This is a genomic window from Ensifer sp. NPDC090286 (assembly GCF_044769565.1).
Classification (GTDB): Bacteria; Pseudomonadota; Alphaproteobacteria; order Rhizobiales; family Rhizobiaceae; genus Ensifer.
On record NZ_JBIVYF010000005.1, the window covers coordinates 464,635 to 490,652 of the forward strand.

Annotated in this window: 24 protein-coding genes; 21 read left to right on the forward strand and 3 right to left on the reverse strand. The window is 64.5% G+C overall.

Annotated elements, in window-relative coordinates:
• Positions 1-36: 36 nt before the first annotated feature.
• The 10 genes from ACIQUG_RS26295 (at position 37) to ACIQUG_RS26340 (ending at position 11,404) form a co-directional block, all read left to right on the forward strand.
• Positions 37-1,650, forward strand: a complete 1,614-nt coding sequence (locus tag ACIQUG_RS26295) for an ABC transporter substrate-binding protein (RefSeq protein ID WP_402325210.1) — start codon at positions 37-39, stop codon at positions 1,648-1,650.
• 259 nt (positions 1,651-1,909) lie between these two features.
• Complete coding sequence (locus ACIQUG_RS26300) at positions 1,910-2,401, forward strand: AAA family ATPase (RefSeq protein ID WP_402325092.1); 492 nt, start codon at positions 1,910-1,912, stop codon at positions 2,399-2,401.
• A 361-nt stretch (positions 2,402-2,762) separates the two neighbouring features.
• On the forward strand, positions 2,763-3,527 hold the full coding sequence (locus ACIQUG_RS26305; protein WP_402325093.1) for an IclR family transcriptional regulator: 765 nt from the start codon (positions 2,763-2,765) through the stop codon (positions 3,525-3,527).
• Positions 3,527-4,639, forward strand: a complete 1,113-nt coding sequence (locus ACIQUG_RS26310; protein WP_052201714.1) for an ABC transporter substrate-binding protein — start codon at positions 3,527-3,529, stop codon at positions 4,637-4,639. Before ACIQUG_RS26305 ends, ACIQUG_RS26310 begins: the two co-directional genes overlap by 1 nt.
• Before the next feature lie 121 nt (positions 4,640-4,760).
• The gene (locus ACIQUG_RS26315) at positions 4,761-6,479 is read left to right on the forward strand and encodes an ABC transporter permease (RefSeq protein WP_402325095.1); all 1,719 of its coding nucleotides are present in this window, start codon (positions 4,761-4,763) and stop codon (positions 6,477-6,479) included.
• Positions 6,472-7,551 carry an ABC transporter ATP-binding protein gene (locus tag ACIQUG_RS26320; protein ID WP_402325097.1) on the forward strand — a complete coding sequence of 360 codons (1,080 nt, stop codon included), beginning with the start codon at positions 6,472-6,474 and terminating at the stop codon, positions 7,549-7,551. Before ACIQUG_RS26315 ends, ACIQUG_RS26320 begins: the two co-directional genes overlap by 8 nt.
• A gap of 21 nt (positions 7,552-7,572) precedes the next feature.
• On the forward strand, positions 7,573-8,787 hold the full coding sequence (locus ACIQUG_RS26325; RefSeq protein WP_402325098.1) for a CaiB/BaiF CoA transferase family protein: 1,215 nt from the start codon (positions 7,573-7,575) through the stop codon (positions 8,785-8,787).
• Entirely contained in the window at positions 8,784-9,632 is an 849-nt protein-coding gene (locus ACIQUG_RS26330; RefSeq protein ID WP_402325100.1) for an HpcH/HpaI aldolase/citrate lyase family protein, read from the forward strand. The genes ACIQUG_RS26325 and ACIQUG_RS26330 overlap by 4 nt, the downstream gene beginning before the upstream one ends.
• A gap of 36 nt (positions 9,633-9,668) precedes the next feature.
• Positions 9,669-10,694, forward strand: coding sequence for a hydroxyacid dehydrogenase (locus ACIQUG_RS26335; RefSeq protein WP_402325102.1), 1,026 nt, complete (start codon positions 9,669-9,671; stop codon positions 10,692-10,694).
• Positions 10,695-10,717: 23 nt separating this feature from the next.
• Positions 10,718-11,404 carry an RraA family protein gene (locus tag ACIQUG_RS26340; protein WP_402325104.1) on the forward strand — a complete coding sequence of 229 codons (687 nt, stop codon included), beginning with the start codon at positions 10,718-10,720 and terminating at the stop codon, positions 11,402-11,404.
• A 201-nt stretch (positions 11,405-11,605) separates the two neighbouring features.
• Here the strand turns inward: ACIQUG_RS26340 and ACIQUG_RS26345 are convergent, their stop codons facing one another.
• A complete protein-coding gene (locus tag ACIQUG_RS26345) occupies positions 11,606-12,217 on the reverse strand; it encodes an outer membrane protein (RefSeq protein ID WP_402325105.1) in 612 nt (203 codons plus the stop codon).
• A 97-nt stretch (positions 12,218-12,314) separates the two neighbouring features.
• Entirely contained in the window at positions 12,315-13,469 is a 1,155-nt protein-coding gene (locus ACIQUG_RS26350; RefSeq protein ID WP_402325106.1) for an ATP-binding protein, read from the reverse strand.
• A 398-nt stretch (positions 13,470-13,867) separates the two neighbouring features.
• On the opposite strand from ACIQUG_RS26350, the gene ACIQUG_RS26355 reads away from it, so the two are divergent.
• The 6 genes from ACIQUG_RS26355 to ACIQUG_RS26380 all read left to right on the forward strand — a co-directional run bounded on the left by ACIQUG_RS26355 (position 13,868) and on the right by ACIQUG_RS26380 (position 21,163).
• Positions 13,868-14,704, forward strand: a complete 837-nt coding sequence (locus ACIQUG_RS26355) for a MurR/RpiR family transcriptional regulator (RefSeq protein WP_043614872.1) — start codon at positions 13,868-13,870, stop codon at positions 14,702-14,704.
• A gap of 124 nt (positions 14,705-14,828) precedes the next feature.
• Positions 14,829-15,950, forward strand: a complete 1,122-nt coding sequence (locus ACIQUG_RS26360; RefSeq protein ID WP_402325107.1) for an ABC transporter substrate-binding protein — start codon at positions 14,829-14,831, stop codon at positions 15,948-15,950.
• 60 nt (positions 15,951-16,010) lie between these two features.
• Positions 16,011-17,756, forward strand: a complete 1,746-nt coding sequence (locus ACIQUG_RS26365) for an ABC transporter permease (protein WP_402325108.1) — start codon at positions 16,011-16,013, stop codon at positions 17,754-17,756.
• Positions 17,753-18,853: an ABC transporter ATP-binding protein gene (locus tag ACIQUG_RS26370; RefSeq protein ID WP_402325110.1), complete on the forward strand. Its 1,101-nt coding sequence runs from the start codon at positions 17,753-17,755 to the stop codon at positions 18,851-18,853. Before ACIQUG_RS26365 ends, ACIQUG_RS26370 begins: the two co-directional genes overlap by 4 nt.
• The gene (locus ACIQUG_RS26375; protein ID WP_034801808.1) at positions 18,850-19,455 is read left to right on the forward strand and encodes a histidine phosphatase family protein; all 606 of its coding nucleotides are present in this window, start codon (positions 18,850-18,852) and stop codon (positions 19,453-19,455) included. Before ACIQUG_RS26370 ends, ACIQUG_RS26375 begins: the two co-directional genes overlap by 4 nt.
• 22 nt (positions 19,456-19,477) lie before the next feature.
• Positions 19,478-21,163, forward strand: a complete 1,686-nt coding sequence (locus ACIQUG_RS26380) for a Na/Pi cotransporter family protein (protein ID WP_402325112.1) — start codon at positions 19,478-19,480, stop codon at positions 21,161-21,163.
• Positions 21,164-21,245: 82 nt separating this feature from the next.
• On the opposite strand, the gene pcaQ is transcribed toward ACIQUG_RS26380, so the two are convergent.
• On the reverse strand, positions 21,246-22,172 hold the full coding sequence (gene pcaQ, locus ACIQUG_RS26385; RefSeq protein ID WP_402325113.1) for a pca operon transcription factor PcaQ: 927 nt from the start codon (positions 22,170-22,172) through the stop codon (positions 21,246-21,248).
• A 93-nt stretch (positions 22,173-22,265) separates the two neighbouring features.
• Between pcaQ and pcaD the strand changes: the two genes are divergently transcribed.
• From pcaD to ACIQUG_RS26410, 5 genes are all read left to right on the forward strand, one after another.
• Entirely contained in the window at positions 22,266-23,078 is an 813-nt protein-coding gene (pcaD, locus tag ACIQUG_RS26390) for a 3-oxoadipate enol-lactonase (RefSeq protein ID WP_043614862.1), read from the forward strand.
• Positions 23,071-23,475: a 4-carboxymuconolactone decarboxylase gene (gene pcaC / locus ACIQUG_RS26395; protein ID WP_034801802.1), complete on the forward strand. Its 405-nt coding sequence runs from the start codon at positions 23,071-23,073 to the stop codon at positions 23,473-23,475. The genes pcaD and pcaC overlap by 8 nt, the downstream gene beginning before the upstream one ends.
• A gap of 12 nt (positions 23,476-23,487) precedes the next feature.
• Positions 23,488-24,237, forward strand: coding sequence for a protocatechuate 3,4-dioxygenase subunit beta (gene pcaH, locus ACIQUG_RS26400; RefSeq protein ID WP_402325115.1), 750 nt, complete (start codon positions 23,488-23,490; stop codon positions 24,235-24,237).
• The gene (pcaG, locus tag ACIQUG_RS26405; protein ID WP_402325116.1) at positions 24,237-24,851 is read left to right on the forward strand and encodes a protocatechuate 3,4-dioxygenase subunit alpha; all 615 of its coding nucleotides are present in this window, start codon (positions 24,237-24,239) and stop codon (positions 24,849-24,851) included. The genes pcaH and pcaG overlap by 1 nt, the downstream gene beginning before the upstream one ends.
• A gap of 105 nt (positions 24,852-24,956) precedes the next feature.
• Positions 24,957-26,012, forward strand: coding sequence for a 3-carboxy-cis,cis-muconate cycloisomerase (locus ACIQUG_RS26410; RefSeq protein WP_402325118.1), 1,056 nt, complete (start codon positions 24,957-24,959; stop codon positions 26,010-26,012).
• Positions 26,013-26,018: the final 6 nt, after the last annotated feature.

Here is a 26,018-nt window from a genome sequence, read left to right on the forward strand (position 1 = left end):
GCATTCCATTCCTTTAGGGAGGACAGACCAATGAACATGAAATTCGCGCGGACGCGCAGCACCCTTGTCTCGCTCTTTGCAGCAACCATGCTTTCGGGCGCCGCACTGACGCCGGCCATGGCAAAGACGCTCGTCTATTGCTCGGAGGGTGCGCCGGAAGGGTTCGACGCGGCGCTCTACTCGGCCAACAGCACCTGGGACGCCTCGGCCGAGACGGTCTATGACCGGCTCACCGAATTCGCCCCCGGCACCACCAATGTCGTTCCGGGTCTCGCCGAAAGCTGGACCATCTCTGCCGACAATCTCGAATATACGCTGAAGCTGCGCACGGGCGTGAAGTTCCAGACGACGGACGATTTCACGCCAACGCGCGATTTCAATGCCGACGACGTGCTCTTCACCTTCAACCGCCAGATGGACAAGGACGACCCGTGGCACAGCTATTTCGCCGGCGCGAACTGGGAAATGTTCAACGCGATGGAGATGCCGGCGGCGATCAAGGAGATCGTCAAGGTCGATGACAACACCGTCAAGTTCGTGCTGAACCAGCCGGATGCGTCACTGCCGTCGAAGCTCGCGCTGAACTTCGGCTCGATCGTGTCGAAGGAATATGCAGACAAGCTGGCGGCGGAGGGGCGGCGCCAGGATCTCGACCGCAAGCCGGTCGGAACCGGACCGTTCCGCTTCGTCGACTACCAGCAGGACGCGGCGATCCGCTTTGTCGCAAATGCCGACTATTGGGACGGTGCGCCGAAGATCGACAACCTCATCTTCGCGATCACCACCGATCCGACCACCCGCATGCAGAAGCTTCAGGCGGGCGAATGCCACATCGCTCCATATCCGGCGCCGGCCGATATCGCCAAGCTAAAGGAAAATCCTGATCTCAACGTCATGGAGCAGCCGGGGCTCAACGTTTCCTATCTGGCGATGAACACGCTGGTCGCGCCGTTCGACAAGCTGGAGGTGCGCCGCGCCATCAACATGGCGATCGACCGCAAGGCGATCGTCGATTCCGTCTACCAGGGCATGGGACAGGTCGCCAAGAGCGTGCTGCCGCCGACGATGTGGGGCTATAACGGCTCGATCGAGGGCTATAGCTACGATCCGGAGGCGGCAAAGAAGCTTCTCGACGAGGCCGGCGTCAAGGATCTGAAGATGAAGATCTGGGCGATGCCGGTCAGCCGCCCCTATATGCCGAATGCCCGCCGCGCTGCGGAACTGATGCAGTCGGACCTCGCCAAGGTCGGCATCGGCGTCGAGATCGTCTCCTATGAATGGGGCGAGTACCTGAAGAAGGTGCGCGACGAGGCGCGTGATGGCGCAGTCATCCTCGGCGGCACCAGCGACAACGGCGATCCGGACAACCTGCTCAGCTACTTCTTCAGCTGCGCCGGCGTCGGCGGCGCCAACAATGCCAACTGGTGCTACAAGCCGCTCGACGAGATTTTCCAGAAGGCGCGGGTCAGTGCGGACCAGGGCGAGCGCACGAAGCTCTACGAAGAGGCCCAGGCGATCATCAGCGATCAGGCGCCCTGGGTTCCGATCGCCCATTCCACCGTCGTGCTGCCGATGTCGAAAAAGGTGAAGAACTACGTGATGGAGCCCCTGGGCTCGCATCGCTTCGACAAGGTCGACATCGAGGAGTAACCCACCCGATCCGGGCTCGCCGCCAGTCCGGTCCTTTAGACGAGCGTTCATCCGGTTCCGCTTGGGGCGCTGAAGTTTTCGGGCTTCAGTGCTCCCATGGGGCGGATGAATGACGGCGACAACCCGGCGGCCGCCGACAGCCGCGCCGGGCGTTGATCGCCGTGTTCGGGTTACTATATTTGCAACTCCCTGGTGCGGAGCGCAGCGGGTACGGAACGGTGCGCTTTGCGCGCAGCCGCTGACGACCCGAGGCGGCGAAATGGCCATGAGAGAAGGCAAGATGTGGTATATCCTCGGCGCGCCGGGATCCGGCAAAACGGCCGCCGTCGCGCATTTGCGCCACCTGCTTCCCCAGTCAGTGATCCTGGATTGGGACGCGCTGATGGAGCCGGCCGGGTTGCTTGCCGGCTGCGATATCAGCGAGAACGAGGCGACCTGGTCGCCCTATGCCGCGCTCGTCAGGAGGGCGGTCGAGATCGCGGATGCCGCCCGTGTTGTCCTGCTTGGCGTCTGTACGCCGGATGAACTTTCGGATTGGCCCGACGGCCAATGGCTCCTGCTTGATTGTAGCGACAGCGAGCGGACGAGAAGGCTCATGCATCGAGGCGAGGAAGATGCGGCAATCGGCTCTGCACTTTCGGACGCTGCCGAATACCGGAACCTTGGGCTCGAAACGCTCGATACCACTTCTTTGACAGCAGAACAGACAGCAGAGGCGATCGCCAGCATTCTGGCACGCGGCCGCCGCTAGAGGCGTTTCATGATGCCGCCTTCGGGTGATGTTCTGCGCAACGGGGGCGGCCCCGGTTCCGCCCCCTGCGTTCAACCTCTCCACTCAGCCACGGTCCTTGCATGCTGCTCGGTCCACCCGCGTATGACCGCGATCTTTCCGCGCGTGGGCTGCGAGTTCCAACCCGGTATGGCGCCTCGGTGAGGCGCGTTTGCGGCATCAGGCCCTGAGACAGATCGGATGGCCGCGCGTGCGGCGTCCTGGCAGCCTCACATGTTCACGAAACGGGATGACGCCGGCGAACGCCTTGACAAAGGCGAGTCGCTTCCGTAGCATTCACAATATAGCACACGTTCAATATATTGAACAAGAGGAAATTTGAATGAGCGGCCGCGGCGCGGAAAGAATCCTTGATCTGATCGAGTGGCTCGCATCGCGTGGCGAGGCCTCCACCCTGGCGGAAGTCGTTCAGGCGCTTGAACTGCCGAAGAGCAGCACGCTGCTTCTTTTGAGAACGCTGGTTGAGGGCGGGTACGTCACCCGGCAGGCCGATGGTCGTTATCTGCTGATCCGTCTGCCCGGCGAGCCGTCGGCGGACAACAATGGCTGGGGTACGATCCTGCGGGTCGCCGAGCCCATCCTTCGCGAGACGGTCGGTGCGATCGAAGAGACGGGCTTCATCGCCGTTCTCACCGACGACCGCCAGGTCCGCTACCTCAACAAGATCCTGCCGATGCGGGAGATCCGCTACGACCGCGACATCGCTGCGCCGCGCGTTGCGCACTACGTCGCCAGCGGTCTCATGCTGCTTTCCGGGCTGAACGACGGCGACCTCGAAGCCTATCTGCGCGGCGACGTCGCACGCGAGGACGATCCGGACGCAATCGCCGAGCGCGTCAGCGCCGCGCGCAGCGACGGCCATGTCGCCAATCTCTACGGACGTGTCGAGGGTGCCGCCGGTGTCGCCGCGCCGATCGTCGATCCGGACGGCCGCATCCTTGCCGTCGTCAACATTTCAGGTCCGCGCGAGCGGATCGCCAACAATCTCGAACGCGTCACCAAGGCGACGGTCGAGGCTGCGCGCCGCGCAAGTGAGGAGCTTTCGCGCCGCGTGATGAAGAACGGGAAAACCCACGGGAGGAAGTAATGACCTATATGAAAAGAGAGCTGGCCGGCTGGCTCGTCGCGGCATCGGCAGCGTTCTCGACCGGCGCCTACGCGCAAGAGCCGAAGCTGCCGGACTATTATCCGGCCGACTACGCCCAGCTCGTCGACGCATCGCGCAAGGAAGCCGGGCTCGTCGTCTATTCCAACATGGCCGACAACAACTGGCAGCCGGTAATCAAGGGCTTCAACGAACTCTATCCGTGGATCAAGGTCGAGACGCTGGACCTTGGATCCGGCACGGTGCACACGCGCTGGGAGGCCGAGGCGGGCAGCGGCGCGCGCACCGCCGATGTCCTGGTGTCGGGCGCCAACGACCGCTGGGCACGCTACGGCACCGAGGGCCGCATGCTCGACTATCCGAGCCCGGAGATTGAGCGCCTGCCAGGTTTCGCCAATCCGTACCCGGGCATCTTCGTGATGTCGGCGGATCCGCTCGTCATCACCTACAATGCCGCGCTACTTCCCGAAGGTCAGCGCCCGACCGGCTTCTCGTCGCTCGTCAAGGCGGCGGCGGCCGACAAGGCGAGCTTCGACGGCAAGATCACCACCTATGACGCCGCGCGCAATTCCTTCGGCCTCGCCGCCTGGTGGAAGACCCTGCAGGTCAAGGGTGACGAAGGCTGGAAGGAACTGCGCCAGATCGGACCGATGATCCGCGGCGAAGTCTCCGGCGGCCCGATGAACGAGAAGATTGCCACGGGCGAATATCTCGTCGGCATCGCCGTCTCGGGCATCACGATTTTCCCGCGCCTGGAACAGCCCGGCGGCGAGATCCTAGGCTTTGCCTTCCCGGACGACGGCACCCCGGTCATGCTGCGCGGCCTCGGTATTCCGAACGAAGCCGCCAACCCGAATTCGGCAAAGCTGTTCGTCGACTATCTGCTCAGCCGCAACGGCCAGACCCAGATCGGCAAGGGTGGGCTGACCCCCTATCGCGAAGACGTCGATGAGGCCGAGGTTCGCTACACCTACCAGGCGATCGCCGAGAAGGTCGGTATGGAAAATCTCATCGCCGTGGGTTTCGACCGGGCGCTGATCGACGACGCGGCGGGCTTTGCCACCAAGTGGACCGCCGCGATGGCCGGCAACTAACGGCCACGGGCAGGGCCGTCGAGCGAACCGATACCGGTCGGCGGCCTGTCCCCTTTTCTTAACAATACGAAGCCTGACGCCCGTCTTTCGCGCATGCGGACGGCCTTCGAGGACTATTGCCATGACCGAACTTGCAGCAGGGTCGCCAGCGCACGCAGGGCGTGACCGATCGACCGCAATCTTCTGGACCGTGAGTATCCTGACCACGATCCTCGTGATCGGGCCGATTGCGCCCATCATCCTCCAGGCCTTCCTGGACCAGCCGCTCTACAAGCCCGACGCCGCGCTGACCGCCGGGAATTTCGTTCGCCTCTTCACCGAGGCCGGCATGGGCAAGATCGTGCTCAACACGCTCTTCTTCGCCGTCGTGACGATGGTGGTGGCGCAGCTGTTCGGTTCGGTGATGGCGGTCATCGTCGGTCGCACCAATCTGCCCGGCCGCAAGTGGATCGGCGAGATCCTGATCTGGCCGCTGTTCGTCAGCAACCTCGTGATGGCCTTCGGTTGGTTCACGATGTACGGCCCGTCCGGCTACATCACCCTTGCGGTCAAGGCAGGGACCGGGCTTACCCCATGGAACCTCTACAGTCTGACCGGCATGAGCATCGTCGCAGGCCTCAGCCAGGCGCCGCTTGCCTATCTCATGTGCATCGGTGCCGTCACCAAGGCCGATGCGCAGCTCGAGGACGCTGCCCGTTCGGCAGGCGCCAGCCCGATGAAGGCGCTGCTCAACATCACCGTTCCGATGATGCGCCCGGCTATGGTCTACTCCGCAGTCTTGAATTTCGTCATCGGCATCGAGATGCTGGCGATCCCGCTCGTCTTCGGCGGCCCGAGCGGCATCCATACGGTGACGACCTTCCTCTACGACCAGGGCATCAACGCCGCCGTGCAATCCGACTACGGCATCGTCGGCGCGGGGGCCGTGATGCTGCTCGTGATCGTCGGCCTGCTCGTCTGGCTGCAGGGCCGCCTGATGAAGGACAGCGGCCGCTTCGTGACCGTGCGCGGCAAGGCCTCGCGCCCGTCGCTCGTGGATCTCGGGAAATGGCGCTGGGTCGCGTTCGCGGCGGTCACCGCCTATGTGCTCTTCACCATCGTCGCCGTCTTCGCCGGCATCTTCATGCGGGCGAGCGTCAGTTTCCTCACGCCGCTGGTTCCGTTCTGGAAGCTGCTGACCCTTGCCAATTTCGAGCTGATCTTCAGCCAACCCGGCTACATCAGGGCCATCCTCAATTCGGTGGTCATCTCGTTCCTCGGCGGCATCATCGGCACGGCCTGCGTGGTTCTGATCGCTCTCGTGGCCAAGCGCTCCGAGTACCGCTTCCGCCGTGCCCTGGAATATGTGGCCCTGTTCCCGCGCTCGTTGCCGGGCATCATTGCCGGTCTCGGCTTCTTCTATGCGGTGATCTGGGTTCCCGGCCTCGACATGATCCGCGGCACGATCTGGATCCTCATCGCCGCTTTCGTCGTGCGCTACATTCCGATCGGTTTCGGTGCGATCGCACCGGCGCTGTCGCAGATCGGCGAGGAACTCGACCGGGCGTCCCGCATCTCCGGCGGCGACTGGTGGACGACCGTTACCCGCATCGTCCTGCCGCTCCTGAAGCCGGCGTTGTTTTCAAGCTTCGCGCTGCTCTTCATCCACTTCTTCAAGGAATACGTGACCGCGGTTTTCCTCTACCAGCCGGGCTCCGAGATCATCGGCTCGACCATGCTCCAGCTCTACGCCCAGGGCGACAACGGACCCGTCTCCGCGCTGGCCACCATCCAAGTCATCATCACGGCCTTGTTCGTCTTCATGGCGCGCCGTCTACTGGGAGCCAAGATCTATGGCTGATCTCATCCTCGACGACCTCTCCATCAGCTACGGCTCCTACAAGGCCGTCAGCAACGTTTCGCTGACGATCCCGAAGGGAGAGTTCCTGACGCTGCTTGGACCTTCCGGCTGCGGAAAATCGACCACGCTGTTTGCGATCTCCGGGCTCAATCACGCAACCTCCGGCGCAATCCGGATGGGCGAGCGCGTGCTTTTCGACGGCAGAACCGGAACGGTCGTGCCGCCCGAGCAACGCAACATCGGCCTCGTTTTCCAGAGCTACGCGCTGTGGCCGCACATGTCGGTCGCCCAGAACCTCGCCTATCCGCTGAAACTGCGCAAGATCGGGCGCGCCGAGCAGGACGAGCGGATCAAGGAAGCGCTCGAACTGGTCGAGATGGCGCGTTTTGCCGAGCGCTACCCGTTTGAGCTTTCGGGCGGACAACAGCAGCGCGTCGCGCTTGCGCGTGCTCTGGTCTACCGCCCCGGCCTCCTGCTTCTCGACGAACCGCTCTCCAACCTCGATGCCAAGCTGCGCGAGCGGGCGCGCGTCTGGCTGCGTGAGCTGCAGGAGCGGCTTGGCGTCACGACCGTCTACGTCACGCACGACCAGGCCGAGGCGCTTGCCGTGTCCGACCGCATCGCGGTCATGGACACCGGCCGTATCCGGCAGCTCGGCACGCCGAAGGAGATCTATGAGACGCCGGCCGACGCTTTTGTCGCCGACTTCATCGGTTCGTCGAACTTCCTGAGCGGAACCGTGGTTGGCGGCAGCGGCGGGGCTGCCAGCGTCCGCCTGGACGATCAAACGGTCATCCGCGCCAATGCCGGTGCAGGTGGCACGGGCGAGAAGGTGGTCGTTGCGGTCCGTCCGGAACGTCTGCAGATCGTCGGCGGCGCCGGCGACAACGTCGTGCAGGCGACGGTGCAGGGCGGCGCCTATCTCGGATCCGTCTATCAGTATGAGCTTGTTGGCGCCGGCAGCACCTTCCGCGTGCAGACGAGCCGCGAGATCGCCGACAATCAGGTCTTTGTCTATGTGCCGCCGGAGGCCTCGACCCTGTTTTCCGCGCAATCCCGCCCGCAGGCCTGACGCATGAGGACGGATCAACCTATGACCAGGGAACCGAAACGCTTCGATGCGGATGCAAAGGGGCCGCTCCACGGCATTCGTGTCGTTGACCTCTCCCGCCTCGTTGCCGGAAACATGCTGTCGCTTCAGCTCGGCGATTTCGGCGCAGACGTGATCAAGGTCGAGCCGCCGGCCGGCGATCCGTTGCGCGACTGGCGCGACGGCGGAAGCTCGCTCTACTGGAAGACCTACGGCCGCAACAAGCGGTCGGTGATGCTCAACCTGCGCGAACCGGCGGCGATGGACGCGCTGTTCAAGCTGCTCGACACGGTCGATGTCTTCATCGAGAACTTTCGGCCGGGCACGCTCGAAGAGATGGGACTGGCGCCCGAAAAGCTTTTGGCGCGCAATCCCGATCTGATCATCGTGCGCATTTCCGGCTTCGGCCAGACCGGTCCCTACGCGGAGCTTCCCGGTTTCGGCACGCTGGTGGAAGCGATGAGCGGCTTTGCGGCGCGCACCGGATTTCCGGATCGCGAGCCGGTGCTGCCGCCGCTGGCGCTTGCCGACATGATCGCCGGTATCTACGGCGCGTCCGCCGTCAGCACCGCGCTTCTGGCCCGCGAGCGAGGCATTGCCCGCGGCCAGGTCATCGATCTTTCCCTGCTTGAGCCGATGTTCTCGGTGCTTGGGCCGGAGGCGGCGATCTACAAGACCACCGGCAAGATCAAGGAGCGTGTCGGGAGCGGTTCGAACACGACCTCGCCGCGGAACGTCTATCGCTGCGCGGACGGCAAGTTCGTCGCCTTGTCCGGCTCGACCCAGGCCGTGGCAAAGCGGATCTTCGAGATCATCGGCCGGGCCGACATGATCGACGATCCGCGCTTTGCCACCAACACCGACCGGGTTTTCAACCGGCCGCTGGTCGACGAGGCGGTGGGGGCCTGGTTCGCGACGCGCGATCGCGATGACGCACTCGACGTGATGCGGGAGGCGGGAGCGACCGTCGGTCCCGTCTACAACATCGCCGATGCCTTTTGCGATCCGCACTTCGTCGAGCGCGAGGTTTTCACCGAGGTCGAGGATCGTGATTTCGGTTCTCTGCCCATGCACAACATCCTGCCGCGGATGTCGGGAACGCCCGGCGTCTGGCGCAATCCGGCGCCGTCGCTTGGCGAAAACACGCGCGACGTGCTCGCGGAAGCCGGTTTGTCGACCGACGAGATCGATCTGATCATGGGAGGACGAACCGAATGAGGCTGCGCTCGCTCCTTTACGTCCCCGGCAGCTCGCCCCGGTTCCTTGAAAAGGCGCACGAACGCGGTGCCGATGCGATCATCGTCGATCTCGAAGACGCGGTCGCGCCGAGCGAGAAGGAAACCGCAAGGGCGGCGCTCGGCAAGAACCTGCCGATGGTCGGGCAGCGCGGCGCCATCGTCATCGTCCGGATCAACACCCATGACGAGGCCGCGATGCTCGCGGATGCAGCCGCAGCCTGCGAAGCCGGCGCCGACGCGCTCTACGTGCCGAAGGTGTCCTCGCCCGAGCTTCTGCACCGGCTCGACCGCCATCTGAAGCCGATCGAGACCGCGAAGCAGCGCAGGCCGATGCGCTTTGTGCCGCTGATCGAGGACCCGATCGGATTGCAGAATGTCGCGTCCATAGCGGCAGGGCCGCGGGTCTTTGCACTTTCGGCCGGTGGCGAGGACCTCGCCACATCGATGGCGGCGCAGCCGACGCCGGAGGTCCTGCGTCTGCCGAAGCTCCTGATCCATTATGCGGCGAAGGCGGCGGGGATCATGTCCTTCGGCTTGCTGCGCAGCACGGCCGACTATGCCGACAAGGTGGCGCTGACCGCTGCCATCAGGGAGGCCAAGGACTTCGGCTTCGATGGCGCGACCTGCATCCACCCGAGCGTCGTTGCCCTGCTGAACGACGGCTTTTCACCGTCCGAGGCCGAGATCGACCGCGCCCGGCGCCTCATCGAGGCGGCAGATGCGGCCGCAGCGGACGGCGTCGGTGCCTTTGTCTTCGAGGGAAAGTTTGTGGACCTGCCGATCGTCACACGCGCCCGCGCCTTGCTGACGCGCGCCTCACATTGACCGCCCCCAGCGTGGGGAAGCCTATTGGAGAAAACAGTGTCAAATCCTTCCAGCGCCATCGGGGAGCGCCGCAAATGGCGCGTTCTCGTGACCCACAATTCGATCGCCGAGAGTGCGGTCGAATTGCTCAACGCGCATGACTGCGACGTCTTCTTCTCGCCGCCTTACGATGCTTCCGACATCGTCGCCGCGCGTGCCGCCGAACTCGGTATCGACGCGATCATGGTCCGCCAGGGCCAGATCAACGAGGCGGTGATCGCCGCCTCGCCGAAGCTGAAAGTCATCGTCAAGCATGGCGTCGGCGTCGATAATGTCGACATCCAGGCGGCGGCTGACCGGGGCGTGCCGGTATTGCGTTCCATGGGATCGAACGCGCGCGCGGTCGCCGAACACGCGATCGCCCTTTCGCTGGCCCTGCTCAAGGAGATCGGCCCGCTGACGGCAGCGGTCAAGGACGGCCGCTGGCCGAAGCCGAGCTTCATGGGGCGGGATATCATCGGCACGGTGATGGGGCTCGTCGGCTATGGCGCGATCGGGCGGGAAACGGCTGCGATGGCCCGTGCGCTCGGCATGGACGTGATCGTCTACGATCCGCATGCGGCGGCGGGGCTCGCCGAGGCGAACATCGAAACCGTCAGCGACGTGGACGACCTCGTCCGCCGTGCCGATATCGTCAGCCTGCATTGCCCGCTGACGGCCGAGACGCGCCACCTGATCGACGCCCGTCGCCTTTCTTTGATGAAGCCGACGTCGTTCATCGTGAACACGGCGCGCGGCGGCCTCATCGACGAGGCAGCGCTAGCTATCGCCTTGCGCGACAAGCGCATCGCGGGTGCCGCCCTCGACAGCTTCGCCACCGAGCCGCCAGCCGCCGACAATCCGTTGTGGGCGGCGCCCGACCTGCTCGCCACGCCGCATATCGGCGGCGTGACCAAGGGCTCGTCAAAGGCCATGGCGGAAATCGCTGCGCGGCACATCATCAGCGTACTCGGCGGCGAAGCGCCCGACGCCTTCAGCCTAGCAACGCCGCAGAGCCTCGGCCTGCGCAAACAGCCAGCCTAACCGTTCCGAGGAGAGAACAAGATATGCCGATCGGTTTCCGAGTGAAGAACGACATGGAACGTGTCGATTCCTCCTATATTGAGGCGTTCCGCGCCTTGCCCGTCGCCAACGTGTCCGACAGCATGTCCCGGCTGGTTGCCGGCGGCGACCGGTTGCGCCCGATGCATGGCGGCGGCGTGCTTTCCGGCCCGGCGCTCACGGTCAAGACCTGCCCCGGCGACAACCTGATGCTGCACAAGGCGATCGATATCGCCAGCCCCGGCGACGTTATCGTCGTCGATGCCGGCGGCGATACCACCAATGCGCTGATGGGCGAGTTGATGCTGGCCCATGCGGTAAAACGTGGGGTCGCGGGCTTCGTCCTCAACGGCGCGATCCGCGACGCCGAGGCCATTCGCGCCCAGCACCTGCCGCTTTACGCAATCGGCGTGACGCACCGGGGACCCTACCGCACCGGTCCCGGCGAAATCGGCTTCCAGATCTCGATCGCCGGCATGGTGATCAATCCGGGCGATCTCATTCTGGGAGATTTCGACGGCGTGGTGTGCATACCCAGAGCCGATGCCGACACGGTTCTCAAGGCGACCCGTGCCAAGCACGAGGCCGAGGCCAAGCAGATGAATGCGACGGTGCTCGGCGAGATCGACCGGTCGTGGGTTGACCGCGAACTGGAAAGGCTGGGCTGCAGCTTCGTCGGCGAGGGCGCCTGAAACGCGCTCGTGAGCGCCCAAGATCGAAGGTGCCGATGCGGCCCGTTCGGCGTTGGCTCGCCCGGGGCGGGTTCGGCCGACATTCGGGGGACATGCCCGATTTTGATCGTGGCGGCGCCTGTGCAGGCGCCGCCGGTTGGCGAGGTGTTGCCGCTCGCCCGACCGGTGCTAGGGGGACGGTAGAACCGGTCGTATTCAAGATTAGAAGCGGAAATTCAGGCCCGTCTTGATCGCGTGATTGACCAGATTGCTCGAGCCCTTCACGCCACCGATCGTGGAGTCCACACCGTTGAAGCGGGTCTGGCTATACTCGACCTTGCCGGAGATGTTTTCGGTGAACCCCATCTCGGCGCCGGCGCCATAGGTCCAGCCCGTGTGCCAGCGATCGCCGGAGGTCACGGTGCCCTTGCCCTCGAAGCGCGCAGTGGTGACGCCGACCGTGCCGTAGAGCAAGATGTTGTCGAGTGCGTAGCCTGCCTTGGCCCGGGCGGTGCCGCTCCAGGTTTGCTGCAAGGCGCCGCCCTTGCCGACCTGGTACTGCAGGCCGCCGGCGCGCGCTGCCTCGATCTCACCGCCCACCACGAACTGGCCGATCTGCTGGTTGTAGCCGACCTGGACGCCGCCGTTGATCTTGTTCTTGCTGCCCTTCTGGTTCGAGGAGCCGGTGCCGATGTGGCCACCCGCGTAGGTCCCCGTCCAACGATCCACATTGGCAAAGTCGACGCCCGAATTGTTGAAATCAGCGGCCTGCGCCGTCGAAGCGGCTGCGGCAACGCTCAGAGCAAGCGCGGCCGTCGTGAAGTTGAGTGTCATCGATCGTTTCCTTTATTGTCGCGGACCGGTCCGGCCCGTTCAATGCGATCGGTTTGCCTCATCTGCTTGCAGGTTCCGCGCAGAGTTCATCGGGTTTTCATGGAGAGAGTACGCTTTGCGCGCCTTTGCTCCTGCAGTCGGTCGGCAAGGCGATTTCAAAGGTCATGCCACCGAACTCGTTTCGCTTCGCGCTGGTCGAACCGCCATGGGCTTCGGCGATCGCACGAACGACGGAGAGGCCGAGGCCGCTGCCGCCGCTTGCGCGCGATCGGGAATCGTCTGCGCGCCAGAACCGATCAAACGCGTGTTCGATGTCGAGATCGGACATGCCCGGCCCCCTATCCTGGCATTGGAAGATGGCTTCCGAACCCCTCATCTTCGCCACGATGGAGAGCCGGCTGCCGGGTGCATAGCGAGTGGCATTGTGCATGATCGCCAGTAAGGCCTGTCGAACCTTTGCGCGATCAAGCGTCATCGGCGCCCGGCTGAGGTCGAGCGATACCGGCATCCCCGCCTTGTCGAACTCGCCGAGCATCGCGGCGACGGCGGTCTCGACCTCCTCGCCCATGTCGCCCGGCTCCAGGCGGAGCTCCAGCCGCCCCACATTCGAGAGCGCCAGGATGCGAAGATCCTCGACGATGCTGGTCAGGTGATCGATCTGGCCGATCAAACCATCGTAAAGTTTGGTGGTTGGCTCGAAGAGGCCGTCGCGCATTCCTTGCAGGCGGCCGCGCAGCACCGTTAGCGGCGTTCGCAGTTCATGGGCGATGGCGTTGTTCTGGTACTGCAACTCCTTCTCCGCGCTCTCCAGCAGTTCGGCCATGCGATTGAAATGGTCGATCACGTCGTCGACCTCCCCCAGTCGTCGCGATCGAACCGGCACGCGGGTGGAGAAGTTTCCCATTGCAATCGCCTTTGCGGCATCGCGGATGAGCACCAGCGCGTTCACGATCCGGTGGCTGAGGCGACCGCCGATGATCGCAGCGATGATGAGGCTGACGGCGAGCACCGCGGCCATCACCAGGAGCTCGACCAGGGTGATCGGTTCGAGGACCGCGTCCGAGTGCATCAGGTAGAGGACGTACATGTAAATGAACGATCCCGACGTCAGTACCCCAATGGTGGCTGTCACCGCCAGAAACATGTGCTTCGTCAGAAGCCAGTTGAAGCCGCCGATCGCCCATTCCCTTTTCCTGGGATGGCTGCCCGGGATTGGGCCGACGGTTAGGTCTGTCGTTTGGGGATCGCTCATGGTGGTTCTCGGAGTTTCTCTGCAATCAGCGGTGCAACCGGCAGGCACAGGATTCGTTGAGGCCGTGTGTGGGTTGCGTGGAGAGGGCGCCGAAATCGGAGGAGCAATCGTTCGAGGACCCATGCCATCCCAGCGCAATCACGGCCGGCGGCGTCGGTTTGCGGCGCTTTGCAAAGAATCTGTCGGGTAACCGCAAAGGTTGCGGAAGTGCTTTCCCGAAGCGCGCGAAGGTAGGTTCGTCGGGGTGTGTGGCGGGTGGCCTGCAGGGCGGGGAGCCCATCCGCAACCAGGCCGTATCGGCCATTGCAGCCCCTTGCAAAGATTCTTGCATCATCATTATTGACGGCACGGAAAATTGCAGGAACGATGGATCCTGCAAATGAACTTGCGGGGACGTCATGACGATACTCGATCGCATTAAGACGCATTCCAGGCGGCTTACCGATGCGGATCAGAAGCTGATCACGACCATGCTGGAAAACCGGGCGGAGGCCGCGTTCCTGTCGGGCCCGCAGCTTTCCCAGCGCGCCTCCGTTCATGAGGCCACCGCCACCCGACTGGCGCAGAAGCTCGGCTACAAGGGTTTTCCGGACCTCCGCGCCCAGTTGCAGCGGGAGGTGCTGGACGATCAGGACGCGGCCAACCGCATGCGCCGCTCGGTCTCGAAGGTCGAGCATGGCGACTACCTGACCGATCTGATCGCAGCCGAGATCAGCGCGCTCGAAACGCTCGCCCGCTCGGTCGAGCAGGCGGACATCGACAGGGCCGCCGACATGATCTTTTCGGCGCGCCGGGTCTTCATCTTCGGGCAGGGGCACGCGCAATCGGTTGCCGGTTTCCTGCAGCGTCGCCTCGACCGCTTCGGCATGACCACGATCCAGCTGACGGGGCGCGGCCGGGACATCGCCGAGCGCCTGGTCGGCATGGAGGCGGGCGACCTGGTCGTGGCGCTTGCCTTTCGCAAGCAGCCGCAAAGCTACGGTCCGCTGGTGCGGCACGCGACGCGGGTCGGTGCGCAATCGATCCTCGTTTCCGATCTGGTCGGGCCGCTGATGGAGCCCGCCGCCGATCTGATGCTCGCAGCGCCGAGGGGGCGCTCGGGCAGCGAATTTCAGACACCGACGATCCCGTTTGCGATCGTCAACGCCATCGTGCTCACGATCGCCGGCCGCCATCAGGGGCAGGTGATCGGCAGGCTGGAGAAGCTGTCGGAGTTGTTCAACGACTTCGACTAGAGCGCTGCGCGTTCATACGCACGAAGGACGCTAATGCTTTGATCCTAGTGCATCTTTCCGCCGAAGGTGATCCCACCTGAAGGCAGGATGCTCTAGCGGGGAAATACAAAGGGAGGAGAACGAAATGCTGAAAAAACTGACCAGTGCCGCACTCGCTGCATGTCTCGCATTGCCAAGCTTGGCGATGGCGTCCGATTTTGACGGCCTGACGCCGCAGCAACTGCTGCCGCTCGCACAGAAGGAGGGGAGCGTCACCGTCTTCTCGCTGTCGAGCCGCATCGCCAAGATCGAAAAGGCCTTCGAGGAAGCCTATCCGGGCATCGACCTCATCGGCCTCGACATGAGCTCGACCAAGCAGATCGCCCGCATCGAGGCGGAACAGCAGGCCGGCGTGCATGCGGTCGACGTGCTCTATATCGCCGATACGCCTGTCGTGTTCACCAAGCTTCTGGAGGGAAAGCGGATCGTGAACTACGTGCCGCCGCGGGTCGCGAACGAACTGGAGGACCGCTACAAGGCGCCGCTTTTGACGCAGCGCCTCTCCACCAAGGTGCTGATGTACAACGAGAAGGCCTTTCCTGACGGTTCGCCCGTCAGCAATCTCTGGCAACTCACCCAGCCGGAGTGGCAGGGGCGGGTGCTGATGGTCGATCCGAGCCAGCGTGGCGAACTGCTCGACCTCCTGACCGAGATCGCGCTGCATCCGGACGAGATGGCCGCCGCCTACAAGGCCCATTTCGGCAAGGATATCGAAGTGGAAGGCGATCTTCAGGGCGCCGGCGAGCAGTTCATCAAGGACCTCTTCGCCAACGACCTGATCCTGGTTCCCAACAGCGACGTGCTCAACAAGTCGGTCGGCGACGTCAACGCCAAGAACCCGCCGGTCGGTTTCGGCACCTATTCCGACCGTCGCGACAACGAGAAGGAAGGCTGGGCGCTGCAGATCGCCAACAATGTCGAGCCGGCCAACGGCATCCTCTTTCCGGCGGTCCTGACGGTCGCCGACAAGGCGCCTCATCCGGCAGCCGCTCGATTGCTGATCGACTTCATGTTCGGCGACGACACGCCGACCGGCGGGGCGGGCTTCGAGCCCTTCAACGTCCCCGGCGACTACGCAACCCGCAAGACCATCGCCCACCATCCGGACTCGGTGAAACTCGATGACTTGAAGGCCTGGACGATCGATCCGGCAAAGACGGCCGCCGCGCGCGGGCGCATCGCCGACCTGATCATCACGCTCCAGTAACGGAAACCGTCTGTCGGCATGCTCTACACCGGGCGTGCCGACAGACGCCGAGGCCCTGACATGACATCCCTATCGATATCCGCACCATCGGGCAGCCGGCTGCTCCGATCGGGCTTCCTCTTGCCGGCACTTCTCGTCGCCATCGTCGCGATCCTGGTCGTCGCTCCGCTCTTGCGCATCCTCTTCACGACGCTGACGCCCGAGGGCATCGCGGCCTGGAAGGCCGTGCTTGCCAGCCCGCTCTCGGCCAATCTCTGGTGGCGACCGCTTTTCAACACCATGATCCTCGGCTTCAGCGTTGGCGCCGGCTGCCTGCTCATCGGCGGCTTCCTCGCCTGGCTGGTGGTGCTGACGGACGTCCCGGGCCGCCGTTTCCTCGGCCTGATGGCGTCGCTGCCCTACATGATCCCGAGCTTTGCCGCAGCCCTTGCCTGGGGCACGCTGTTTCGCAATTCGCGTCTCGGCGGTTCGGCCGGCTTCTTCGAGACCAGCGGCCTTGCCATTCCCGACTGGCTCGCCTGGGGTCTGATCCCGACGGCGATCGTGCTGATCGCGCACTACTATTCGCTCGCCTATACGATCATCGCCGCGGCCCTGAGTTCGGTCGGCGCCGATCTCGTCGAGGCAGGCCAGATGGCCGGCGCCAAGCGCCCACGCATCTTCTTCGGCATCATCCTGCCGGTCGTCACGCCGGCGTTGATTGCGGCCGCGTCGCTGACTTTCGCCGGGGCTGTCGCCAATTTCGCGGCCCCCGCCTTGCTCGGCCTGCCGGTGCGCATGCAGACGCTTTCCACGCGCCTCTTCGGCATGATCGAGACGGGTCAGAACGAACGCGGCTTCGTGCTTGCGCTGCTGCTTATTGCGGTCTCGGCGCTGTTCCTGTGGCTCTCTGATCGTATCGTCTCCGGTCGCAAGGCCTTCATCACCGTCACCGGCAAAGGCGGGCGGACCAAGCGCTTCCCGCTCGGCGCCTGGCGCTGGCCACTCTTTGCCATCGCCGTCGTCATCGGGTTTTTGACCACGGTGCTGCCGGTTCTCGTGCTGGCCGCATCGAGCCTGGCACCGCAAAGCGGCGCGCTGTTCTCCAATTGGACGCTGCATTTCTGGATCGGCGAAGGCGGCGGCGAGATGGCGCAGGGGCAGGCGGGCATCTTCCGCAATCCGGTGCTGATCGACGCCATCTGGAACACGATCCGTCTTGGGCTGGTCGTCGCCTTCACCACGATGCTGCTCGGTCTGGCGCTGGCCTATACCATCGTGCAGCGCCGCGGCAGCCTGCTTGCGACGCTGCTGAGCCAGCTCGCCTTCCTGCCGCTCCTGGTGCCGAGCATCGCCTTTGCCGCCGCCTATATCGCGCTCTTCGGTGCGCCGATCGGGCCGTTGCCTTCGCTCTACGGCACCTTCGCGCTGCTCGTCATTGCGGCATCGGCGCACAATCTGCCCTTTGCCGTGCAGTCGGGGCGCTCGGTGCTCGGCCAGATCTCCGCCGACATCGAGGAAAGTGCAAGGCTGACCGGCGCTGGACTGATCCGTCGCCTATTCGCGATCATCTTTCCGCTCGCGATCCGGGGTCTCTTTGCCGGCGCGATCCTCGTCTTCGTCAAGATGGTGCGGGACCTCTCGCTGGTCGTGCTCCTGTTCACCGCCACCTCGCCGGTGCTGAGCATGGTTGCCTATCGCTATGCCGCGGAAGGCTTCATGCAGTTCGCCAATGCCATCACCCTCGTCATCCTTGTCGTCTGCCTGGCTGCCTCCTTCGTGGCCCACAGCCTGCAGAACCGTGTCCAGAAATGGAAAGCACCATGAATGCCTTAGCAACCGGCGCCGCGGACGCCATCAAGATCCGCAGTCTCGTCAAACGATTTGGCGCCTTTACCGCCGTCAAGGACGTCAACATCTCGGTACCCGCGGGGTCCTTCCTCGTGCTCGTCGGTCCCTCCGGCTGCGGCAAGTCGACCCTTCTGCGCATGCTGGCCGGGCTTGAAAGCCCGAGCGAGGGCGAAATCGCCTTCGTCGGGCAGACCGTGTCGAGCGGTGCAGGCGGCGTCATTGCCGACGCCGGCAAGCGCAATGCCGGGCTCGTGTTCCAGAGCTACGCACTCTGGCCGCACATGACGGTCGCCGGCAACATCGCCTGGCCGCTGAAGGTTGCCAGATGGCCGCGCGACAAGCGCGAGCAGCGTGTGCGGGAAGTGCTTGCGCTTCTCGGCATCGACATGCTGGCCGAACGATATCCGGCCGAGATCTCCGGCGGCCAGCAGCAGCGCGTGGCGATCGCCCGCACGATCGCGCCGCAACCGAGCATCCTCCTGTTCGACGAGCCGCTGTCGAACCTCGACGCCAAGCTCCGCATCGAGATGCGCAGCGAGTTGATGCGCATTCACCGGGCGACCGGGGCGACATCGGTTTACGTCACCCACGACCAGGTCGAGGCGATGACCATGGCGACCCATGTCGCCGTGCTCAACAACGGTCGCGTCGAACAGTTCGGCAAACCGATCGATCTCCTGCGCAACCCGCAGACCACCTTCGTTGCGACCTTCCTCGGCACGCCGCCGGCAAACCTGATACCGGTGCACCGCGCCGGCGACGGTCTCGTCTTCGGCGATATGGTGCTCGCTCCGGCTTCCCTGGCCGCCGGCCGCGACGATGCGCAATTGCTCTACCGCGCCGAAGACGTGAGCGTCGGCGCGGTCGCCGGAGCGCCGTCGCTTACGGCCCGGTTTGCCGAAGCGGCCCCGATCGCGGGCCGAACCATGGTGACCGCCATGGTCGGCGAACTGCGCATCACTGCGATGGCCGACAGCTACTTCACCGCCACGCCGGGGGAGCCGATCCCCCTTTCCTTCATTCGCACACCCGATGCGGTTTTCGCCGCCACCGGAGAAAGGATCCAACAATGAGGCTCATCCTCATGCGCCACGGCGAGACCCAGTGGAACGCCGAACAACGCCTCCAGGGACAGGACAACTCGCTCCTGTCCGAGCGTGGGGTCGCGCAGGTCAGGCGTTTTCGCCCCTACGCCAAAGCGTTGAAGCCGGTTCGCATCATTGCCTCGGACCTCGGCCGTACGCGGCAGACGGTTGCGCTGATCGGTCATCCGGATGCACCGACCGACGAGCGCTTCCGTGAGCTGGACATGGGCGAATGGACGGGACGGCGCAAGCCGGACCTGATCGCCGAGCGTCCGGAGGAATATGCCGCCTGGCGGGCCGGCACCTTCACGCCGGCCAATGGCGAGACCTGGGGCGCCTTTCGCGGCCGTGTGGCCGAAGGCGTGCACGACTGGATGTCCCGCACCGAAGGGGACCTGCTCGTCGTTGCCCATGGTGGGGTGGTGCGCGCCGCCTGCCACGAATTCCTCGACCTTCCGCCCTCACGCGTCGTTCCGGTGACGCCGGGGACGGCGACCATCCTGCATTTCCCGCGGCGCGGCAGCATGACCGCGCAGCTGGAGGGCTACAACATCGGATCTGTCGCACCCGACGATTTCGTCGCCGACTGAGACTTGCGGCGAGGGGCATGAGATGAACTCCGGAACATTGGTTATCCTGGAACTTCTGGGTGGCGTGGCGTTGCTTCTGTGGGGCGTTCGCATGGTGCGCACCGGCGTCATGCGCGGTTGGGGCGACCGGCTGCAGCGCTTTGTCGAGGAGCGCCTGTCGAACCGGCTTACCGCCTTCGGCGGCGGGGTCCTTGCGACCGCCGTGCTCGGCAGCGCCACGGCGATGGCGCTGATCATTGCCGGGCTCGCGGGCGCCGGTGCGATTTCGGCCCAGACCGGGCTTGCCGTCCTGCTCGGGGCGGATATCGGCTCGGCACTTGTCTCCGGCCTCTTTGCCTCCGGCTCGTCGCTGGCGGGCGTGCTCGCTCCGCTGTTTCTCCTGACCGGTTATGTCGCATTCAGCGTGTCCGGCGAATTCCGGCCGCGAAACGCCGGCCGCATCCTGATGGGCCTCGGCCTGATGCTGATGGCGCTGAAGGTGATCGTGTCGGCGACGGCGCCGTTGCGCGAAGCCACGCTCTTCCACGACGTCCTGGAGGCGGTCGCGACGGAACCGGTGCTCGGTTTCCTCGTCGGTGCGATGCTTGCATGGCTGTTTCATTCGACGCTTGCCGTCATCCTGCTCGTCGCCTCGCTACTGATGAACGGCAGCCTCGAAGTCGCCGGCGCCGTCCCGCTCATCCTCGGGATCAATTTCGGCGGCGGCCTTCCGGCCGTTAGCGCCACGCTCGACCAACCGCCATCCGCCCGCAAACTACCGATCGCCAATCTTTTCTGCCGCGGTCTTTTGGCCGTGTCGCTGCTGCCCTTCGCGCGGCAGATCGTGGATATTGCCGGCCGTCTACCCACGGATCCCTTGCACGTCGCCGTCGGCCTTCACGTTGCCTTCAACCTGCTCGTTGCCGCCGTGTTCCTGCCGCTGTCGTCTTTCGTCGTCAGCCTTGTGGAGCGGTTGGTTCCACAAGCGCCGATCGCCGCCGACCCTCTGGCGTCCCCGCGTTATCTCGACAGCATGTCGCTGGAAACGCCGGCAATCGCGCTCAGCAATGCGACGACCGAAACGATCCGCATGAGCGAATTGCTGGAGCGCATGTTCCGGATGGCGCTGACGTCGCTGCAGGCCGGCAGGCTCGAAAACCTGAAGGAACTGTTGCCCGTGGATGCGCGGCTCGGCAACTACATGGCCTCGGTGCACGCCTATCTCGGACAATTGACACAGGACGGTTTGCTGGCCGGAGAGACCAGCCGGGCCCATGAGATCATGTTGTTTGCGAGCAATCTCGAACATGCGGGCGACGTCATCAAGCTGAGCCTCGCCGATCGCATTCGGGCAAAGATAAAACAGGACATCCAGTTTTCAGCGAGCCAGCGCGCGGCGATCGAGGCGCTCTCCGAGGTGATCGTGGCCTCGTTGAGACTGCTGCCGGCGGCTCTCTCGTCCAGGGATGTTGCGGCCGCATCGCGGCTCGCGGCTCAAAAGGACCGTTTTCGCGAACTCGAAGACGAAATCGTCCGGCGGCATCTTGGTGGCGAGCATTTGGAGACGGCGGCCGGTGCGAGAGACAATGCCCTCTTCATCGACCTGGTGCGCGACCTCCACCGGATCAATTCCGATATCGCAGCCGCCGGTTATCCGCTGGTGCAGGCGGCCGGCCTGTTGAGCAGCAGCCGGATTATGAATGTAGGAGCGGTTGCCGCTGCGAGATAACGGCAAGCGTGTGGTCGGCCGGTTCGATCGATACGCGACGGGTTCGCCGTCGCCTGCCGCGCGGCGCCGGTCGATCCCGCGCCTAGAGCTTGGCCGAGACTGCCGTCGCCGCCTCGCGAATGGTTTGCATCAGAAGCGAGAGGGCGAGCGTGGGTGCAGCGTCGGCGCGCATGGTCAGGCCAACAGGACCTTTCGTTTCGCTGGTGTCAACCGGCAGGATTGCGATCGTGCCGTCGTCGACATCGGCGGCGACGACGCCGGCGGAGATGATCCAGATCGCGTCGCTCGCCCGCACGAAGGCGCGGCCGAAGGCGTCCGACACCGTTTCGATCTGGTTCGGCAGGCTGGCGATGCCGTTGGTGATCAGGAAGCGTTCGACGAAGGGGCGGATGATCGAGGCCCGTGTCGGCATCAGCACCGGAAAATCCGCAAGCCGCGCAAAGGTGGAATGGGCGCCTGCCAGCAGCGGATGCCCGGCCCTGACGGCAAAGACCACCTGTTCCGAGTAGAGATGCTCGAAGGAAAAGCCGGTCATCTTTTCCGGCGCCGCAAGCCGCCCGACGACCAGATCGAGATCGCCGACGCGCAGCTGCTCGAGGAGGACTGCGTTCTCGCCGGTGACGATCTTGATGCGGGCGCCGGTCTCTTCCTTGAGGAACAGCGTCATGGCATGCGGCATGATCCGCGTCGAGACCGTCGGCAGCGCGCCGATGCGGACCGGCACGCCGTCGCCGGACCGTTCCTGCGAGACGGAATCGAGCCCCTGCCGAAGCGCCGTTAGCGCCGCACCGGCGTGGCGCAGGAAGACCTCGCCGTAGCGGGTTATCTTGATGCCGCGCCCGTCGCGCTCGAAGACGGCGACGCCAAGCACTTCTTCGAGTTCGCGGATCGTCTTGGTCACGGCCGGCTGGCTGACGTGCAACAGCTCGGCTGCCTTCATCACGCTCTTCTGCCGGGAGACCTCGACAAATGTCTGCAGATGGCGAAACTTGACCCGGGCGTCGATCATGGAATTCATAACCCTCGAGTTAATGAAATGCCATGAAATATCATTTTACCTAACCAGATTAAATATCCAATTTGGTGACGGAGGAGAGAGCCCGTGCAGTTTGCCCGTATCAACGACATCACGATCCATTATCAGGTGATCGGCGCCACCGGAGACCGCCCGGTGCTGGTTTTCGCCAATTCGCTCGGCACGGATTTTCGCATCTGGCGCGATGTCATCGTCCGGCTTGCCGGCGATTACGCCATCGTTCTCTACGACAAGCGCGGCCACGGTCTCTCGGATATCGGCCCGGCCCCTTACGCGATCGAGGATCATGCCAACGACCTGGCCGGCCTGCTCGACATGCTCTCGGTCAAACAGGCGATCATCTGCGGCCTTTCGGTCGGCGGCCTGATTGCGCAGTCGCTCTACCAGCGGCGACCGGATCTGGTGCGGGCGCTCGTCCTTTGCGACACGGCGCACAAGATCGGTACGGCCGAGAGTTGGGCGGCGCGCATCGCAGCGGTCGAGGAGAAGGGCATCGAGGCGATCGCCGACAGCGTGCTCGAGCGTTGGTTCACGCCCGCCTTTCGCCGTCCGGAAAACACTGCCCTTTCCGGCTACCGCAACATGCTCGTCCGTCAGCCGGTGACCGGTTATGTCGCCACCTGTGCCGCCATCCGTGATGCCGACTATACCGAGGCGGCTGCGCGCATCGCGGTGCCGACGCTTTGCGTCGTCGGCGATCAGGACGGCTCGACGCCGCCGGATGTAGTGCTGGCCACCGCTCGCCTCATTCCCGGTGCGCGCTACGAAGTCATCCGCGATGCCGGTCACATTCCCTGCGTCGAAAACCCGGAAGCCTTGACTGCGGTGCTTCGCGCCTTCTTCGAAATTGCAATGCATGGAGACAGGACCCATGAGTGACGCTTCTGCGCCCTCCGACCGCTATCGCCAGGGCATGGCCACACGCCGTGCGGTGCTCGGCGACAATCACGTGGATCGGACGCAGTCGGTTTCCACCGAATTCGACCGCCCCTTCCAGGAACTGATCACCGAAGCGGCGTGGGGGCATGTCTGGTCGCGGCCAACCTGGACGAAGCGCGAGCGCTCGATCGTGACGATCGCATTGCTCGCCGCCCTCGGCCAGGACGACGAGGTCGCCATGCATGTGCGCGCGACCGCCAATACCGGTGCCACCCGCGAGGATATCTGCGAGGCTCTGCTGCACGTGGCGATTTATGCCGGCGTGCCGGCGGCCAATCATGCGATCAAGATCGCCAAGCAGGTCTTTGCCGAGATCGATGCCGGCACGGCGGCCTGACGGGAGGAAGCGATGTCCGACAGAACCAACGCAAGACCGGAGACGGGCGCCTTTTTCCCGCGCGATCGTGGGTGGCACGCACCGGCGCTGACGCCGGGCTACAAGACCTCGGTGCTGCGCTCGCCGCAGAAGGCGCTGCTTTCGCTCGACGGTACGATTTCGGAAATCACCGGCCCGGTCTTCGGGCATTCGATCATCGGCGAACTCGACAACGACCTCATCCACAATTTCGCCAGGCCGGGCGAGAGCGCCATTGGCGAGCGCATCATCGTGCATGGCCGGGTGCTTGACGAGCGCGGCCGCGCCGTGCCCGGGGCGCTGCTCGAATTCTGGCAGGCCAATGCCGGCGGCCGCTATCGCCACAAGAAGGAAAGCTATCTCGCGCCGCTCGATCCGAATTTCGGCGGTTGTGGCCGCACGATCACCGATGCGAAAGGGGGCTACGCTTTCCGCACGATCAAGCCCGGTCCCTATCCCTGGCCGAACGGCGTCAACGACTGGCGCCCGGCGCATATCCATTTCTCGGTCTTCGGCCACGGCTTCGCGCAGCGGCTGATCACCCAGATGTATTTCGAGGGCGATCCGATGATTTGGAGGTGTCCGATCGTCAACACCATCCCGGACCGCCAGGCGGTCGAACAATTGATCGCTCCGCTCGACTGGGCAAACACGATCCCCTTCGACGCGCGCGCCTACAAGTTCGACATCGTGCTGCGGGGACGCCGCTCGACGCTGTTCGAGAACCGGATGGAGGGCAACTGATGGTTCAGCAACTCGGCTACCTCAAGGAAACGCCCTCGCAGACGGCCGGTCCCTATGTGCATATCGGGCTCACCCCGAACTTTTGCGGCATTGGCGGCGTCTACGAGGCCGACCTCGGATCGCGGATGGTGAACGGCGAGACGCGTGGTGAGCGCATCACCATCACCGGACGGGTGATCGACGGCGCCGGCGCGCCGCTGAAGGACGCGCTCGTCGAGATCTGGCAGGCGGACGCCGCCGGGCTCTACAATTCGCCGACCGAGATACGCGGTTCTGCGGACGCCAACTTCACCGGCTGGGGGCGCTGTTCAACCGGTGCCGACGACGGGGTCTTTTCCTTCGAGACGATCAAGCCTGGGCAGGTTCCCTACAGCCACGACCGGCAGATGGCACCGCACATCACCTTCTGGATCGTGGCGCGCGGCATCAATGTGGGGCTTCACACCCGCATGTACTTCCCGGACGAGGCGGAAGCCAACGCCGCCGACCCGCTGCTTGCGCGCATCGAGCATCGCCATCGCGTCGCCACGCTTGTCGCGACCGGAACGGCGCCTAATTATGTCTTCGACATTCACCTGCAGGGTGAGAAGGAAACCGTCTTCCTCGACATCTGAACAGGAATGTCACGCCTGGACACGGAGTGCCGCACGGTTGGCGCTTCGGGCAGCAGGTGGCATTTCGTTCGGCGAGCCGCATCCGCGACCAGAAACGGGGAAATCATGACCTATTCCGCCTTCGACCACCCTTATCTTTCCGGGTTGCTGGGGGATGAGGCGGTTGCCGCCGAGTTCTCGGCCTCCGCCGATATCCATGCGATGCTCGCCTTCGAGGCGGCGCTCGCGCGGGCCGAGGCCGTGCACGGCATCATCCCGGCCAAGGCTGCCGACCGGATTACCGAGGCATGCCGTGCCTTCTCGCCCGATGTCAGCGCGCTGCGGCGGGCGGTGGCGGCCGATGGGGTCGTGGTTCCGGAACTCGTGCGGCAGTTGCGGGCGATCGTCGGCGGCGAGGCGGCGGACCATGTGCATTATGGCGCCACCAGCCAGGATGTCATCGACACCAGCCTGATGCTGCGGATGAAGGCGGTCGCCGAGCTTTTCGCCGTCCGGCTCGGCAGCATCGTCACGGTGCTCGAGGAGTGCGACAACGAATGGGGTGAGCGCACCCTGATGGGGCGCACCCGTATGCAGGCGGCGATCCCGATCACCGTGTCGGACCGGCTGCGCAGCTGGATCGAGCCGCTGCTCGATCACAAGGACCGGCTGGAAGCCATGGACCGCGATCTCTTCGCCGTTCAGTTCGGCGGTGCCGCCGGCACGCTGGAGAAGCTCGGAGACCGCGCAGACGACGTGCGCGCGACGCTTGCCGAAGAACTCGACCTTGCCGACTTTCCGCAATGGCACAGCCAGCGCTCGGAGGTGGCGGATTTCGCCAATGCGCTGTCATTGATCACAGGCAGCCTCGGCAAGTTCGGTCAGGACGTCGCCTTGATGGCGCAGCAGGGCGACGAGATCGAACTTGCGGGCGGGGGCGGTTCGTCGGCCATGCCGCACAAGCAGAACCCGGTGGCAGCCGAAGTTCTGGTGGCGCTCGCCCGGTTCAACGCAACCCAGCTTTCCGGCATGCACCATGCGCTGGTCCACGAGCAGGAACGCTCCGGCGCCGCCTGGACACTGGAATGGCTGATCATGCCGCAGATGGCCGGTGCGACGGCGGCGGCGCTTCGTCTGGCTGGCGAACTCGTCGGCAACATACGCAGGCTCGGCCGCGCCTGAGCGGGC

What these genes read in the sequence shown, in the direction of transcription:
- ACIQUG_RS26410 (WP_402325118.1), top strand. Translation starts at nt 24,957, where the DNA reads ATGACCTATTCCGCCTTCGACCACCCTTATCTTTCCGGGTTGCTGGGG.
- ACIQUG_RS26380 (WP_402325112.1), top strand. Translation starts at nt 19,478, where the DNA reads ATGAACTCCGGAACATTGGTTATCCTGGAACTTCTGGGTGGCGTGGCG.
- ACIQUG_RS26325 (WP_402325098.1), top strand. Translation starts at nt 7,573, where the DNA reads ATGACCAGGGAACCGAAACGCTTCGATGCGGATGCAAAGGGGCCGCTC.
- ACIQUG_RS26305 (WP_402325093.1), top strand. Translation starts at nt 2,763, where the DNA reads ATGAGCGGCCGCGGCGCGGAAAGAATCCTTGATCTGATCGAGTGGCTC.
- ACIQUG_RS26350 (WP_402325106.1), bottom strand. Translation starts at nt 13,469, where the DNA reads ATGAGCGATCCCCAAACGACAGACCTAACCGTCGGCCCAATCCCGGGC.
- ACIQUG_RS26345 (WP_402325105.1), bottom strand. Translation starts at nt 12,217, where the DNA reads ATGACACTCAACTTCACGACGGCCGCGCTTGCTCTGAGCGTTGCCGCA.
- ACIQUG_RS26300 (WP_402325092.1), top strand. Translation starts at nt 1,910, where the DNA reads ATGGCCATGAGAGAAGGCAAGATGTGGTATATCCTCGGCGCGCCGGGA.
- ACIQUG_RS26330 (WP_402325100.1), top strand. Translation starts at nt 8,784, where the DNA reads ATGAGGCTGCGCTCGCTCCTTTACGTCCCCGGCAGCTCGCCCCGGTTC.
- ACIQUG_RS26355 (WP_043614872.1), top strand. Translation starts at nt 13,868, where the DNA reads ATGACGATACTCGATCGCATTAAGACGCATTCCAGGCGGCTTACCGAT.
- ACIQUG_RS26370 (WP_402325110.1), top strand. Translation starts at nt 17,753, where the DNA reads ATGAATGCCTTAGCAACCGGCGCCGCGGACGCCATCAAGATCCGCAGT.
- ACIQUG_RS26320 (WP_402325097.1), top strand. Translation starts at nt 6,472, where the DNA reads ATGGCTGATCTCATCCTCGACGACCTCTCCATCAGCTACGGCTCCTAC.
- ACIQUG_RS26375 (WP_034801808.1), top strand. Translation starts at nt 18,850, where the DNA reads ATGAGGCTCATCCTCATGCGCCACGGCGAGACCCAGTGGAACGCCGAA.
- pcaC (WP_034801802.1), top strand. Translation starts at nt 23,071, where the DNA reads ATGAGTGACGCTTCTGCGCCCTCCGACCGCTATCGCCAGGGCATGGCC.
- pcaH (WP_402325115.1), top strand. Translation starts at nt 23,488, where the DNA reads ATGTCCGACAGAACCAACGCAAGACCGGAGACGGGCGCCTTTTTCCCG.
- ACIQUG_RS26295 (WP_402325210.1), top strand. Translation starts at nt 37, where the DNA reads ATGAAATTCGCGCGGACGCGCAGCACCCTTGTCTCGCTCTTTGCAGCA.
- ACIQUG_RS26315 (WP_402325095.1), top strand. Translation starts at nt 4,761, where the DNA reads ATGACCGAACTTGCAGCAGGGTCGCCAGCGCACGCAGGGCGTGACCGA.
- pcaG (WP_402325116.1), top strand. Translation starts at nt 24,237, where the DNA reads ATGGTTCAGCAACTCGGCTACCTCAAGGAAACGCCCTCGCAGACGGCC.
- ACIQUG_RS26310 (WP_052201714.1), top strand. Translation starts at nt 3,527, where the DNA reads ATGACCTATATGAAAAGAGAGCTGGCCGGCTGGCTCGTCGCGGCATCG.
- ACIQUG_RS26360 (WP_402325107.1), top strand. Translation starts at nt 14,829, where the DNA reads ATGCTGAAAAAACTGACCAGTGCCGCACTCGCTGCATGTCTCGCATTG.
- ACIQUG_RS26340 (WP_402325104.1), top strand. Translation starts at nt 10,718, where the DNA reads ATGCCGATCGGTTTCCGAGTGAAGAACGACATGGAACGTGTCGATTCC.
- ACIQUG_RS26365 (WP_402325108.1), top strand. Translation starts at nt 16,011, where the DNA reads ATGACATCCCTATCGATATCCGCACCATCGGGCAGCCGGCTGCTCCGA.
- pcaQ (WP_402325113.1), bottom strand. Translation starts at nt 22,172, where the DNA reads ATGATCGACGCCCGGGTCAAGTTTCGCCATCTGCAGACATTTGTCGAG.